The sequence below is a fragment of the Mycobacterium simiae genome (assembly GCF_010727605.1).
Lineage (GTDB): Bacteria > Actinomycetota > Actinomycetes > Mycobacteriales > Mycobacteriaceae > Mycobacterium > Mycobacterium simiae.
The window spans coordinates 3,134,977-3,149,094 of record NZ_AP022568.1 but is presented as its reverse complement, the minus strand read 5'-3'; the positions used below and the strand labels follow the sequence as shown (position 1 = coordinate 3,149,094).

The 14,118-nt window shown below is 65.1% G+C and carries 14 protein-coding genes; 2 read left to right on the top strand and 12 right to left on the bottom strand.

The window, feature by feature from the left end; all coding sequences use genetic code 11:
- The 5 genes from G6N33_RS14645 to G6N33_RS14625 form a co-directional block, all read right to left on the bottom strand.
- Positions 1–1,140 carry a hypothetical protein gene (locus G6N33_RS14645; protein WP_044508616.1) on the bottom strand — a complete coding sequence of 380 codons (1,140 nt, stop codon included), beginning with the start codon at positions 1,138–1,140 and terminating at the stop codon, positions 1–3.
- Between the two features lie 88 nt (positions 1,141–1,228).
- Positions 1,229–1,537, bottom strand: a complete 309-nt coding sequence (locus G6N33_RS14640) for a hypothetical protein (protein ID WP_044508618.1) — start codon at positions 1,535–1,537, stop codon at positions 1,229–1,231.
- A 65-nt stretch (positions 1,538–1,602) separates the two neighbouring features.
- Positions 1,603–2,661, bottom strand: a complete 1,059-nt coding sequence (dmpG, locus tag G6N33_RS14635; RefSeq protein WP_044508620.1) for a 4-hydroxy-2-oxovalerate aldolase — start codon at positions 2,659–2,661, stop codon at positions 1,603–1,605.
- Positions 2,658–3,590 carry an acetaldehyde dehydrogenase (acetylating) gene (locus tag G6N33_RS14630; RefSeq protein ID WP_101528709.1) on the bottom strand — a complete coding sequence of 311 codons (933 nt, stop codon included), beginning with the start codon at positions 3,588–3,590 and terminating at the stop codon, positions 2,658–2,660. The genes dmpG and G6N33_RS14630 overlap by 4 nt, the downstream gene beginning before the upstream one ends.
- Positions 3,591–3,640: 50 nt before the next feature.
- Positions 3,641–4,426 (bottom strand): 2-keto-4-pentenoate hydratase, encoded by a 786-nt coding sequence (locus G6N33_RS14625; RefSeq protein WP_044508624.1) that lies wholly within the window; start codon positions 4,424–4,426, stop codon positions 3,641–3,643.
- A gap of 72 nt (positions 4,427–4,498) precedes the next feature.
- On the opposite strand from G6N33_RS14625, the gene kstD reads away from it, so the two are divergent.
- Together kstD and G6N33_RS14615 are read left to right on the top strand one after the other, a co-directional pair.
- Positions 4,499–6,181, top strand: coding sequence for a 3-oxosteroid 1-dehydrogenase (gene kstD, locus G6N33_RS14620; RefSeq protein ID WP_101528728.1), 1,683 nt, complete (start codon positions 4,499–4,501; stop codon positions 6,179–6,181).
- Position 6,182: 1 nt separating this feature from the next.
- Positions 6,183–7,052, top strand: a complete 870-nt coding sequence (locus G6N33_RS14615) for a MaoC/PaaZ C-terminal domain-containing protein (protein ID WP_044508626.1) — start codon at positions 6,183–6,185, stop codon at positions 7,050–7,052.
- A gap of 31 nt (positions 7,053–7,083) precedes the next feature.
- On the opposite strand, the gene G6N33_RS14610 is transcribed toward G6N33_RS14615, so the two are convergent.
- From G6N33_RS14610 to G6N33_RS14580, 7 genes are all read right to left on the bottom strand, one after another.
- Positions 7,084–7,923, bottom strand: a complete 840-nt coding sequence (locus G6N33_RS14610; protein ID WP_044508628.1) for a DUF559 domain-containing protein — start codon at positions 7,921–7,923, stop codon at positions 7,084–7,086.
- Positions 7,924–8,039: 116 nt separating this feature from the next.
- On the bottom strand, positions 8,040–9,209 hold the full coding sequence (locus G6N33_RS14605; protein ID WP_044508631.1) for a lipid-transfer protein: 1,170 nt from the start codon (positions 9,207–9,209) through the stop codon (positions 8,040–8,042).
- Positions 9,209–9,610: a MaoC family dehydratase gene (locus G6N33_RS14600; protein ID WP_044508633.1), complete on the bottom strand. Its 402-nt coding sequence runs from the start codon at positions 9,608–9,610 to the stop codon at positions 9,209–9,211. Before G6N33_RS14600 ends, G6N33_RS14605 begins: the two co-directional genes overlap by 1 nt.
- Positions 9,607–10,566 (bottom strand): bifunctional MaoC family dehydratase N-terminal/OB-fold nucleic acid binding domain-containing protein, encoded by a 960-nt coding sequence (locus G6N33_RS14595; protein ID WP_044508635.1) that lies wholly within the window; start codon positions 10,564–10,566, stop codon positions 9,607–9,609. The genes G6N33_RS14600 and G6N33_RS14595 overlap by 4 nt, the downstream gene beginning before the upstream one ends.
- On the bottom strand, positions 10,563–11,726 hold the full coding sequence (gene fadE29 / locus G6N33_RS14590; RefSeq protein ID WP_044508637.1) for an acyl-CoA dehydrogenase FadE29: 1,164 nt from the start codon (positions 11,724–11,726) through the stop codon (positions 10,563–10,565). The genes G6N33_RS14595 and fadE29 overlap by 4 nt, the downstream gene beginning before the upstream one ends.
- On the bottom strand, positions 11,717–12,742 hold the full coding sequence (locus G6N33_RS14585; RefSeq protein WP_044508638.1) for an acyl-CoA dehydrogenase family protein: 1,026 nt from the start codon (positions 12,740–12,742) through the stop codon (positions 11,717–11,719). Before G6N33_RS14585 ends, fadE29 begins: the two co-directional genes overlap by 10 nt.
- The gene (locus G6N33_RS14580) at positions 12,742–13,992 is read right to left on the bottom strand and encodes a cytochrome P450 (protein WP_044508639.1); all 1,251 of its coding nucleotides are present in this window, start codon (positions 13,990–13,992) and stop codon (positions 12,742–12,744) included. The genes G6N33_RS14585 and G6N33_RS14580 overlap by 1 nt, the downstream gene beginning before the upstream one ends.
- Between the last annotated feature and the right edge of the window lie 126 nt (positions 13,993–14,118).

Below are 14,118 nucleotides of genomic sequence, written 5' to 3'. Positions count from 1 at the left end.
TCACCCCAGCATCCTCGCTTGAATTTGCTTCTGGCGCAGTGCGATTCGTGAGCGCCAGTCGTCTTCGGAAATTTTGTTGTGGTCGAAATACGGCAGCGCGGCCGGCACCTTGTCGATGTCGACGACCTCCACGGTCGGCCCGTCCGCGTCGGTGATCTCCCGCGATACCCGTTGCCAACGGAACTGCAGAAAGCCCCGCCGATGGCCCACCGTCTCGACCCAGTTGGTCACGCCCGGACTTTGGTCGGCGACCACAATGCGCACCATGCCATCCGGGTCCGCTTGCGCCTGAGCGTTGTTCAGCGATGTCTGATGGTTGATGTAGTCGAGCGAGATGTACCAGAGACTGCCGAGCTGGAAGCCCAGGTAGGGCGCATCCGACGCGGGTATCGTAATCACCATCGCCTGATCGGGCCGCAGCTCGAAATGCCCCACCGACGAGTACTGAGTGGCCAGTCCGCCCGGCGTCAACCGCGGCGCCACCATGGTGTTGACCGGGATGTCCAGATAGAACCATTGCGGGAATTGCAGCCAGGTCTTCACCCGTTGCACCAGCTGCTTTGCGGCTGTGGCATAGCGCTTTTCAATGGTCTGCCGGGTCAGCGGCGGCGGCGCGGTGCCGGCGGTGTCCAGCCGGGAGATCGCCAGCGTGCCGCGCTGAGCCGACCAGTCGCCGTACACCTCACGGATCACCAGCTGTCCGGGGCTGGTCGGTCGCACCCGCCATTCGAAGCTGCCGTCGGCCGCGATCTCGAGTTCACGGTCGTCGAAGGCGGCCTGGCTGACCGGTACGAAGTCGTCGGTGTATTCGCCGCCGAGCAGCTGGAAGCTCAGGTCCGTGGTAGTACCGCGCACCCCGCTGACCACGTAGTCGTGGTTCGCGTGCACGCGGGTGCCGAAGTAGAGGGTATCGGGATTGTCCAGCGCCATCTTGGTGAACGGCCCGGTGCCCGACTGCAGGAAGGGATGGTCGCGGTCGTAGTCGAAGGCCAGATGGGTGCAGCCGGCGATGCAGCCGGCCAGATACTGCAGCCCCTCGAGCAGGTCAGCTTCGGTCTCGATGAACGGTGCGGCGGCGACGAGTTGCTCGGCTTCGGCGATCGCCGACGTCAGCGGGCCGGAAAAGGGGTGGGTAGACACGCCTAGACGCTAGAACGTGTTCTACTTTTTCGTCAATGGCGAACATTCCCGCGCGTCGCCGCAGACGTTTACGAACGAGGCCCGCTCGCTACGAGGTGCACTGCTGGGACAGGTCGATCAGGTGCTGCCGGACATCGGGATGCCGGTTCAGGTAGTCGATCACGTTGGGACCCCCGCCCTCCGCCTGCGATCTGGCGGACAGCTGCGCCTTGACGTCGGGGTGCCGAGTCAAATACGCATCGATGGACTGCCCCACCGTCTGATTGCACGGTTGCGCATTCGCGGTGCTTGCCAGTGGCAGCGCGATGACCGTCGCGGCCGTAGCGGTGAGTAGCCCCCCGGCGAGCAGGCCGTACAGTCCGCGGCGACGTTGGCCGCATGTGTTGGATGTGCTCATGGCGGCCAGGCTACCCCCGCCGGCTGTGGCCGGGCTGTGCTGCCGCTGTGCGGTGGGGGGTCGGATTAGGGCGTGGGGGCGGTGTTGTCTTGTTCGCGTTTGATTTCTAGGGCGATGTCGATGAGTTGGTCTTCTTGGCCGCCGATGAGTTTGCGTTGGCCGGCGCGGTGCAGCAGTTCGTGGGCGGGTACGTCGTAGCGCTCGCCTTGGCGGATGGCGTGTTTGAGGAAGCTGGAGTAGACCCCGGAGTAGCCCATGATCAGTGCGTTGCGGTCGAGCAGGCATTCGGTGGGCATGGCCGGGCGCACGATGTCTTCGGCGGCGTCGGCGACGTCGAAGAAGTCGATGCCGGTCTTGACGCCGATCTTGTCGAACACCCCGATCAAAGCCTCGACGGGGGCGTTGCCGGCGCCGGCGCCGAACCGGCGCACGCTGCCGTCGATCTGCTTGGCCCCCGCGCGCACGGCGGCCACGGAGTTGGCCACGCCAAGGCCGAGGTTCTCATGCCCATGAAAACCGACTTGAGCGTCCGAGCCCAATTCGGCGACCAGGGCGGCGACCCGGTCGGCTACCCCCTCGAGCACCAGGGCGCCGGCGGAGTCGACGACGTAGACGCATTGACAGCCCGCGTCGGCCATGATGCGGGCCTGGGCGGCCAGTTTCTCGGGGGTGATGGTGTGGGCCATCATCAGGAATCCGACGGTTTCGAGCCCGAGTTCGCGGGCCAGGCCGAAGTGCTGGATCGACACGTCGGCCTCGGTGCAGTGGGTGGCGATCCGCACGATCTGCCCACCGTTGTTCTGGGCCTCTTTGATGTCCTCTTTGGTGCCCACCCCGGGCAGCATCAAAAACGCGATCTTGGCGTCCTTGGCCGTCTGGGCGGCCAGTCTGATCAGTTCCTGCTCCGGGGTTTTGGAAAACCCGTAGTTAAAGCTCGACCCGCCCAGTCCGTCACCGTGGGTCACCTCGATCACCGGCACCCCGGCCGCGTCGAGGGCGGCCACGATCGCGCCGACCTCGTCGGTGCTGAACTGGTGGCGTTTGTGATGGGAGCCGTCGCGCAGCGACGTGTCGGTTATCCGCACGTCCCACATCGGGTTGAAGAAGATGTCTTGTGTGCTCATGCTTGCGCTCCTGGCGCCGTCGCCGACAGGGATTGCTTGGCGATCTCCTCGCCGACCTTGGTAGCCGCCGCGGTCATGATGTCCAGATTCCCGGCATACGGCGGCAGGTAATCCCCAGCGCCCTCCACCTCAACGAACGTCGTGACCAAATGGTTGCCGCCGTTGACCACCGAAGGCTCGTCGAACTGCGGCTCGTTGAGCAACCGATACCCCGGCACATAGGTCTGCACCTCGGCCACCACCTCGCGAATAGACTCCGCGATCGCCTCACGGTCGGCGTCGGCGGGGATCGCACAAAAGATCGTGTCGCGCATGATCATCGGCGGATCCGCGGGGTTGAGGATGATGATCGCCTTGCCGCGGCGGGCACCACCAATGGTCTCCACCCCCTTGCTGGTGGTCTTGGTGAACTCATCGATATTGGCCCGGGTGCCCGGCCCCGCCGACACCGACGCCACCGACGCCACGATCTCGGCATAGGGCACTCCACCCTGCTCGGCCACCGCCCGGGAGACCGCATACACGATCGGAATGGTGGCCTGCCCGCCGCAGGTGATCATGTTGACGTTCGGCGCATCCAGATGCGCACGCAAATTCGCCGGCGGAATGACCGCCGGACCCACCGCGGCCGGCGTCAAATCAATCGCCCGAATCCCGGCGGCCTCGTATTTCGGCGCCGCGTCCCGGTGCACATAAGCGCTGGTCGCCTCGAACACCAGGTCGGGCTTCTCCGAGAGGGCCAACAACCAGTCGACTCCCTCGTGGGTGGTCTCCAAACCCAGCTTGCGGGCGCGCGCCAAGCCCTCACTGTCCGGATCGATACCCACCATCCAGCGCGGTTCCAGCCAGTCTGACCTCAGCAGCTTGTACAACAAGTCGGTACTAATATTTCCCGACCCCACAATCGCCACACTCGCCTTCGACGGCATGATGCTCCTTTTCGAAGCTTTAAATCACCTGATTCAAAGCTAATCGGTGCCTATTCAAACGACAAACGAACAGATCCCAGCCCGGTGAAGTCGGCGACGAACTCATCACCCGGGCGGGCATCGATGGCTCTGGTGCACGATCCGGGCAGGACGATGTCGCCCTTGCGTAGCCGCACCCCGAAGCTTTCGACCTTGCGGGCCAGCCACGCCACCGCGGTCACCGGGTTACCCAGCACGGCGTCGCTACGCCCCTGCGCGATGACTTCCCCGTTGCGGGTCAGCACCGCATCGATCGTCTTGACGTCGATATCAGCCGGCGACACCCGCGCCGTGCCCAGCACGAAACCCGCCGACGAGGCGTTGTCGGCGATGGTGTCGCACAGCGCGATCTTCCAATCAGTGATCCGGGTATCAATCAACTCGATCGCCGGTGCCAGCGCTTCGGTGGCCGCGAGCACATCCTCTTCGGTGCAGCCCGCACCCGGCAGATCCTGGGCCAGGATGAAACCCACCTCCACCTCCACCCGCGGGTAGAGGTAGTTGCTCGTCTTGACCGGCGTGTCCTCGAAGACCTCCATCTCGTCGAGCAAATGACCATAATCCGGCTCGTCAACACCCATCATCTGCTGCATCGCCTCGCTCGACAGGCCCACCTTGTGACCCAACACCCGAGCCCCCTGCGCCACCCGCTGACGGATATTGATCAGCTGAATCTCATAGGCGTCGACGACGTCGATGCCCGGGTTCGCCGACGTCAACGGCGGGATCGGCTCGCGGCTACGCTCAGCCTGCGCCAGGTCGGCAGCCAGCTCGTCGCGGGTCGCAGAACTGAGCATTTACCGAAGTCCCCTCGTTCGTTTGACCGGGCCGGTAGCGGCCAGCCCGGGCAATTCTATAACGTGTTCTACATGACAGCGCAGGAGTACGACGTCGTGGTGGTCGGAAGCGGCGGAGCCGGCATGGTGGCCGCCCTTACCGCCGCGCACCGAGGCCTTTCGACAGTAGTCCTGGAAAAGGCGGCCCACTTCGGCGGTTCCACTGCGCGGTCCGGCGGCGGCGTCTGGATCCCGAACAACGAGGTCCTCAAGCGCGACGGGGTGCGTGACACTCCGGAGGCGGCCCGCACCTATTTGCACGGCATCATCGGTGATGTCGTGGAGCCGGAACGCATCGATACCTACCTGGACCGCGGCCCCGAAATGCTGTCGTTCGTGCTCAAGCACACGCCGCTGAAGATGTGCTGGGTGCCGCGTTACTCCGACTACTACCCCGAGGCGCCCGGCGGTCGCGCGGAGGGACGCTCGATCGAGCCCAAGCCGTTCAACGCCCGCAAGCTCGGCCCCGACGAGGCCGGGCTGGAGCCGGCATACGGCAAGGTGCCACTCAATGTCGTTGTGATGCAGCAGGATTACGTGCGACTGAACCTGCTCAAGCGACATCCGCGCGGCGTGCTGCGCAGTCTGAAGGTCGGCGCGCGCACCATGTGGGCCAAGGCGACCGGGAAGAATCTCGTCGGAATGGGCCGCGCGCTGATCGGGCCCTTGCGCATCGGGCTACAGCGGGCCGGGGTGCCGGTGCGCCTCAACACCGCGCTCACCGACCTCTACGTTGCGGACGGCGTCGTGCGTGGCGTCTACGTCCGTGACACCGGCGCACCGGAATCGTCTGAACCGCAGCTTATCCGGGCTCGCCGCGGGGTGATCCTGGCCTGCGGCGGCTTCGAACACAACGAGCAGATGCGGGTGAAATACCAGCGCGCGCCGATCACCACGGAGTGGACGGTGGGAGCCAAGGCGAATACCGGTGATGGCATCATCGCCGGCGAAAAGCTCGGCGCCGCACTGGATGTCATGGAAGACGCCTGGTGGGGTCCGACGGTGCCGCTCGTCGGGGCGCCGTGGTTCGCTCTGTCCGAACGCAACTCGCCAGGCTCGATCATCGTCAACATGTCGGGCAAGCGCTTCATGAACGAGTCGATGCCCTACGTCGAAGCCTGCCATCACATGTACGGCGGCGAGTTCGGTCAGGGCCCCGGGCCAGGCGAGAACATTCCCGCTTGGCTGGTGTTCGATCAGCAATACCGTGATCGGTACATCTTCGCCGGATTGCAACCGGGGCAGCGTATCCCGAACAAGTGGATGGAGTCCGGCGTCATCGTCCGCGCCGACACGCTCGAGGAGCTGGCCGAGAAGGCCGGCCTGCCCGTCGCCGAGTTCACCGCAACGGTGGCGCGGTTCAACGGCTTCGCCCGTCAGGGTGTCGACGAGGACTTCCACCGCGGTGAGAGCGCCTATGACAGGTACTACGGCGATCCGACCAACAAGCCCAACCCGAACCTCGGTGAGCTCAGCCATGCACCGTATTACGCCGCCAAGCTGGTGCCCGGCGACCTCGGAACCAAGGGCGGCATCCGCACCGATGTGCACGGCCGGGCGTTGCGCGACGACGGCAGCATCATCGAAGGCCTCTACGCCGCGGGTAACGTCAGCGCACCAGTGATGGGGCACACCTATCCGGGGCCGGGCGGGACCATTGGACCGGCGATGACCTTCGGGTACCTCGCCGCACTGCACATCGCTGGAGAGAACTGACATGCCGATCGACGTCGACGTAGCGTTGTCCGCCGAGCTGGAGCCGCTCGAATTCTCTTGGTCCAGCAGCGATATTCAGCTTTACCACCTGGGACTTGGGGCGGGCGCGGACCCGATGGATCCGAGCGAGCTGCGCTACCTGGTCGACGACACCCCACAGGTGTTGCCGACGTTCGGCAATGTCGCGGCGTCGTTTCACATGACCAAGCCGCCGACGGTGCAGTTCCCCGGCATCGACATCGAGTTGGGCAAGGTACTGCACGCCAGCGAGCGGATCGAGGTGCCCGGGCCGCTGCCACCGTCCGGTTCGGCCACCGCCGTCACCCGATTCACCGATATTTGGGACAAGGGCAAGGCAGCGGTGATCTGGAGCGAGACAACGGCCACCGCGCCGGATGGCACGCTGCTGTGGACGCAGCGGCGGTCGATCTACGCGCGCGGTGAGGGCGGATTCGGTGGTCAGCGCGGGCCGTCTGGGGCTGGGGGGTCGGACGCGGCGCCGGACCGGGCCCCGGACGTGGAGCTCGAGGTGCCGATTCTGCCGCAGCAGGCGCTGCTGTACCGGCTATGCGGCGACCGCAACCCGTTGCACTCCGACCCCAAATTCGCCGCCGCCGCAGGGTTTTCCCAACCGATCCTGCACGGACTATGCACTTATGGCATGACCTGCAAGGCGATCACGGACGCGCTGCTCGACGGGGACGCCGCGGCTGTCGCCGCCTACGGGGCACGCTTCGCGGGTGTAGCGTTCCCGGGCGAGACGCTGCGCGTCAACGTGTGGAAGGAAGATGGCCGCTTTTTAGCCAGCGTGATCGCGCCCTCCCGCGACGACGCCGTAGTGCTCAGCGGCGTCGAGCTCGTCCCGGCCTAGCGGGTGTGTCGCTTCGAGCGTGAAGTTAGCTTCACGTTCGACGGGCGCGGGCGGCGCGAACCCGACGGAGGATCTCGGCCGGCCTGTCCCCCGCGACCACCCGGACGACGATCCAGCCGAGTCGCTCGAGCCTTTCTAACCGCCGGACATCCCAGGTGTATTGCCGTCGGTCATTGCGATGCTGCTCACCGTCGTATTCGACCGCGACTTTGAGGTCCTCCCAACCCATATCGAGATAGGCGATCGCACTACCGAATTCGTCGCATACCGGGATCTGTGTCTGCGGCCTCGGTAGACCGGCTTCCACTAGAAGGAGCCGCAGCCAGGTCTCCTTCGGCGACTGCGCACCCGCGTCGAACAGAGCAAGCGCGCGGCGAGCTCGCGTGATGCCTCGCCGTCCTGGATAGCGCTGAGCCAACAGTTCGACATCAGCAGCTTTGACTTCCACCGCACGGGCCAAAGAGTCGATGGCGGCAACCGCGCTGGTGGTTGGGTACCAGCAACCCAGATCCAGCACGGTCCTCGCCGGCATCGTCGTCGGAACACCGTTGACGATGCTGATCTCGTCTTCCTCGATGCGGTCCCCCCGCGTGTGAATGCCTGGAAGCCGGTGGCGGTTCTCGTGGATCAAATCGACCGTCGCCGTGCCGTCGACCCATTTGCTGCCGTATAACGCGGCCGCAGACAGTCCTGCGACAACGCCTTGTCGCTTCGCCCACAACCATCCCGCTTGCGCGCGCAGAGCGGCGGTGACCTCCACGTCCCGATGCACGTAGACGTCGCGGAACAGCCGGGTGTGCCGGGTGACTAGCTGACTCGGAGTGACCAGTCCGCAAGCAATTGCCTCGCTACCGACGAAAGGCTCACCCATCGCCGCAGCGTCGCATGGCGCGCGCTTTGCGTCACTTCACCCGCCGAACGTGAAACTAACTTCACGCTCGGCCGCGAACGTGAAACTAACTTCACGCTCGGCGGATGGACGAAGGGCTAGCCCAGAATCAGCCCCGATGTGGGGACGCCCGTTCCGGCGGTGACGAGTACGTGCTCGACGTCGGGCACCGGGTTGACCGAGGTGCCGCGCAATTGCCGCACGCCCTCGGCAATTCCATTCATGCCGTGGATGTAGGCCTCGCCCAGTTGGCCGCCATGAGTGTTGATGGGCAGCCGCCCGCCGAGCTCGACCGCACCGTCGGCGATGAAGTCTTTGGCTTCGCCCTTGGCGCAGAAGCCCAACTCCTCCAACTGAATCAGCGTAAACGGTGTGAAGTGGTCATAGATGACGGCGGTCTGAATGTCAGCCGGCGACAGGCCCGACTGCTGCCACAGTTGGCTACCCACCACACCCATCTCGGGCAGCCCGAGTTCGGGCCGGTAATAGCTGACCATCGTGTACTGGTCGGGACTGGAGCCCTGCGCCGCCGCCTCGATGACCGCCGGGCGCTGCTTGAGGTCCTTCGCGCGCTCCACCGACGTCACCACGATCGCGACCGCACCATCGGTCTCCTGGCAGCAGTCGAGCAGCCGCAGCGGCTCGGCGATCCACCGCGAATTCTGGTGATCCTCAATGGTTATCGGCTTCTCGTAGAAATACGCCCGCGGGTTCTTGGCAGCGTGTTTGCGGTCGGCCACCGAGATGGCGCCGAAATCGCGGCTCGTCGCACCCGACCAGTGCATGTAGCGCCGGGCGATCATCGCGACCTGCGCGGCCGGCGTCGACAGACCGTGCGGATACGAGAAAGAATTGTCCGCGGCGGTCGAATCTGCTTGCACACCAGCATTTCCCACCAGCCGGGTCTGCACCTGACCGAACCGCATGCCGGACCGTTCGTTGAACGCGCGGTAGGCCACCACGACGTCGGCCACCCCGGTTGCTACGGCCATCGCCGCATGCAGAATGGTTCCGCAGGCCGCGCCGCCGCCGTAGTGCGTCTCGGCGAAGAACTTCAGGTCGCCGATTCCCACCGCGCGCGCCACCGCGATCTCGGTGTTGGTGTCCATCGTGAAGGTCGTTAGACCGTCGACGTCGGACGGGCTCAAACCCGCGTCGTCGAGCGCGTCGAGCACCGCTTCGGCGGCCAGTCGCAACTCGCTTCGGCCCGAGTTCTTCGAGAAGTCGGTCGCACCGATACCGGCGATCGCCGCCTTACCCGACAGCATCAAGCGTCCCCAATCGTGAGTGTGACCGTCGCGATGACGTGATCGCCAAGGCTGTTGCGTCCCACGACTTTCACGGTGATGAGCCCGTTCTCGACCGCGGTCACTTCACCGCTGAAGGTCACGGTGTCGTAGGCGTACCACGGCACCCCTAGGCGCAGACCGATCGATTTGATCAACGCCGACGGCCCCGCCCAGTCGGTGACGAACCGTTGCACCAGACCGGTGTCGGTGAGGATGTTGACGAAGATGTCCTTGGATCCCTTGGCCTGCGCCAGGTCCCGGTCGTGATGCACATCCTGGAAATCGCGGGTGGCCAGAGCCGTCGAGATGATGAACGTCGGATCGCCGTAGAGCTTGAGCTCGGGCAGCATTGTTCCGACTTCGATGGCCGGTGCACTCATGCCAGCGGCTCCCACGCGTAAAGTGTCCACTCCGGACCGGATTCGCCGGCCGGGAAGTCGATATACGTTGCCCGCACCGGCAATCCGATCTGCACCTCGGCGGGGTCGATGTTGCGCAACTCGCCCAGCATGCGCACCCCTTCGTCGAGCTCCACCAGAGCGATCACAAAGGGTAGCGTACGGCCGGGGACCTTGGGCGCGTGGTGCACGACGAAGCTGTACACCGTGCCCTTGCCTGCGGAAATCACATAGTCGGTCGGCTGGTCCTTGTCCTGCCACACCGCCGGCACCGGCGGATGTTGCAGGCTTCCGTCGGGCCGCCGCTGGATACGCAACTCGTGCGCCGCGACGCCCTCCCAAAAGAATGCGGTGTCCCGCGACACCGCGGGCCGCATCATCGCATCCGCATCCAGGTCCGGCGGCACAGCCGACGCTTCGGCAGATTCTCGCGGTTTGAATTTGAGGATGCGCCAGTTCATCTCGGCGACATCCTCGTCACCGACCCGCCAGACGATGTGTTGGTTGATGAAGTAGCCCTCACCAAGGGCGGTCTGTTTGGGCCCGACCACGTCACCCATCTCGGAAGTGATGCTGACTTCCTCGCCGGGACGGAGGTAGCGGTGATAGGTCTGCTCGCAGTTGGTCGCGACCACGCCCACATAACCGGCATCGTCGAACAACTTCATCATCGGCCCCATCGGGTCGTCGGCAGGACGCTCACCACCCAGGCCGAACATCGTCCACACCTGGATCATGGCCGGCGGAGCCACAATTCCCGGATGACCGGCGGCCCGGGCCGCCGCCTCGTCCACATAGATCGGATTGCGATCGCCGAGGGCTTCCACCCAGTTGTTGATGATCGGCTGATTCACCGGATCCCGGCCCGCGCGGGGCTTGGGACCACCGGCCGCCTTGATCTCCGCAATCGCCTCGGCGATCTCGGCCGCCTCGGTCATCGGGGCACCCTCGGCACTTTGAGCCCTGCGGCCGCAATCATTTCGCGCATGACCTCGTTCACGCCTCCACCGAAAGTAATCACCAGATTGCGTTTGGTCTGCGAGTCTAGCCACTCGAGCAGCTCGGCGGTGGCCGGCTCGGCCGGGTTGCCGTACTTGCCGACGATCTCCTCGGCCAGCCGCCCGATGTACTGAATGCGCTCGGTGCCAAAGACTTTCGTCGACGCCGCATCGGCCACGTTGATGTCTTCGCCAGCCGCGGCGACCTGCCAGTTCAGCAGCTCGTTGATCCGCCACATCGAGTAGATCTCACCGAGCGCCCGCTTCACGTCCTGATGATCGATCGGGGTGACGCCGTCACCGCCAGGCTTGGATGCCCAAGCACGCAACCGGTCATAGATGCCGGCGGTACGGCCTGCCGGTCCCAGCATCACCCGCTCGTTGTTGAGCTGGGTGGTGATCAACCGCCATCCGCCGTTCTCCTCGCCGACCAGCATGTCGGCCGGGACCCGCACATCGTTGTAGTAGGTGGCGTTGGTGTGGTGGGCGCCATCGGACAGGATGATCGGCGTCCAGGAGTAGCCCGGGTCCTTGGTGTCCACTATCAGGATGGAAATGCCTTTGTGCTTGACGGCTTCCGGATCCGTGCGGCAGGCCAGCCAGATGTAATCGGCGTCGTGCGCGCCGGTGGTGAAGACCTTCTGCCCGTTGACGATGTACTCGTCGCCCTGGCGCACGGCGGTGGTCCGCAACGACGCGAGGTCGGTGCCGGCTTCCGGCTCGGTGTAGCCGATCGCGAAGTGCACCTCGCCGGCGAGGATCGCCGGCAGAAACTTCTGCTTCTGCAACTCGCTGCCGTACTGCTGCAGGGTGGGGCCGACGGTCTGCAGCGTGACGGCGGGCAGCGGCACGTCGGCACGGTGCGCTTCGTTGACGAAGATCGACTGTTCGATCGGTCCGAAACCCAAGCCGCCGAACTCTTTTGGCCAGCCGACCCCGAGCTTGCCGTCCTTGCCCATGCGGCGGATCACCGCACGGTAAGCCTCGTTGTGCCGGTCGGACTCCATCGCCTTCGCCTCTTCGGGCGAGATCAGAGTCGAGAAGTATTCGCGCAGCTCCGCTTGCAACTGCCGCTGTTCGGGGGTCAAATCTATGAACATTGCGCCCCCACCAGATCGAGACGATGCGAAGGCCCACCCAGCACTCGGGACAGGTCTTTGATCGTGGAGTAGTACCGATGCATCGGATAGGTGATGTCCATGCCCATCCCGCCGTGCAGGTGATGGCAGATCTGCATCGCCGGCGGGGCCTGGGAGGTGATCCAGTAGCCGAGCACGTCGAGGTCGGCCCGCACACCGGGAGCGTCTCCGCCCCGTTCGGAGAGCCGCCAGACCACCGACTTCGCCGCCAAATCGATGGTGCGCGAAGTGATGTACACCTCAGCCAACTGCGCGGCCACGGTCTGGAAGGTTGACAGCGGCTTGCCGAACTGCTTGCGCCCGGCTACGTAGTCCGCGGTCAACCGCAGCGCGCCGGACACCAGCCCGTCGGTGAAGGCGCCGACCGCCGCTAGCGCCAGCTGGTTGACCCGGCGCGCGGTGGCGCCGTCGAGCACATCGGTGTCGGGCACCGCGACACCGGCGAACGTCACCGTGTACTCGTCGGCACCGTTCGAGGTCGGTGTTCGAACCAGCTGCACGCCATCGGCTTTCGGCGACACCACGACGACCGCGTTGTCGGCGGTCACGATGAGCCACTCGGCCTGTTCGGCATGGGCCACCGCGACCTTGGTGCCCGACAATCGACCGCCGGAAAAGGTGGTGGCGGGCCGCTCCGGCAGCGCGCTGCCCGGCTCGTTGAGCGCCGCACTGAGCACGCTGCCGCTGGGCACGCCCGCCAAGAAGCGGTCCTGCTGGTCCGCGGAGGCTAAATCGAGCAGCGTCAACACGCCGAAGCCCAGCGTTGCCAGCGCCGGGGTGATGGCCCCGTGGCGTCCCACCTCGGTCAGTAGCGTGGCCACCTCGGGCAGCCCGACGCCGTCGCCGCCGAGGCGCTCGGGCACCGGCAATGCCGTTACGCCGCCGCTGACCAGCGCGTCCCAGCTCAGCTCCCGATCGAGTACCGACGTGGCCACATCGGCGACAGCTTGTTGTGTCGCAGTGGGATTGAAGTCCATCAGGACGTCACCGCGCTCTTTCCGGTGTAGTCCACCTGCCAGTGCTTGATGCCGTTGAGCCATCCCGACCGTAACCGCTCGGGCTCGCCGATCGCCTTCAGGTCCGGCATGTGATCGGCGACCGCGTTGAAGATCAGGTTGATGGTCATCCGGGCCAAGTTCGCGCCGATGCAGTAGTGCGCGCCAGTGCCGCCGAACCCGACGTGCGGGTTGGGGTCGCGCAAGATGTTGAATCGGTGCGGGTCGTCGAAGACCTCTTCGTCGAAGTTGGCCGACCGGTAGGACATCACTACCCGCTGACCCTTCTTGATCCGCACACCGCCCAGCTCGATGTCCTCGTTGGCGGTGCGCTGGAAAGCCGACACCGGCGTGGCCCATCGGATGATCTCGTCGGCCGCCGTGGCCGGCCGTTCCTTCTTGAACAGCTCCCATTGATCGGGGTTGTTCGCGAAGGCAATCATGCCGTGGGTGATCGAGTTGCGGGTGGTCTCATTGCCCGCCACCGCGAGCATCACCACGAAGAAGCCGAACTCGTCGTCGGAGAGTTTCTCGCCGTCGATGTCAGCCTGGATGAGCGTGGTGACGATGTCGTCGGTGGGGTTCTTGCCCCGCTCCTCGGCCATCGCCATGGCGTAGGCGATCAATTCCATCGACGACTGTGCGGGGTCGACGGTGGCGTATTCGGGGTCGGTGCCGCCGGTCATCTCGTTTGACCAGCGGAAGAGCTTGTCCCGGTCCTCCTGGGGAACACCGAGAAGACCGGCGATGGCCTGCAGCGGCAGCTCGCAGGACACCTGCTCGACGAAGTCACCGCTGCCTTCGGCCGCCGCGGTCTTGGCGATGTTCTCCGCGCGCTGAGCCAGTTCGGCTTCCAACCGTCCGATCGCGCGCGGCGTGAACCCGCGCGAGATGATCTTGCGCAACCGGGTGTGGTGCGGGGCGTCCATGTTGAGCATGACGCTGCGCTGAAGTTCGACCTGCTCACGCTTCATCTCCGGCGGCCAGGTCGGGATGGCGCCGTTCTGCCAGCTGGAGAAGACGTCGCTGCGGCGTGACACCTCCTTGACGTCGGCATGCTTGGTGACGATCCAGTAGCCGTGGTCCTCGAAGCCGCCGGCGCCGCCCGGGATGTCGACCCAGTGAATCGGCTCCGCCTTGCGCAGCTCGGCCAGCTCCGCAACGGGCAGCCCCGCCAGGTTCACGTCGGGGTCGAGAAAATCGAAGTCTGCGGGAATGTTGGGGGGTGCCATGTGAGTGCGCTCCTTTTACAACACTAATTGCAACGTGTTCTAGTGCCAGTAAAACACGGCTCTTGCGCAGATAAAAGGCAGGTCATCATCGTCGCTTGTCAGAGTAATGAAACGTGTTCTAGCCTG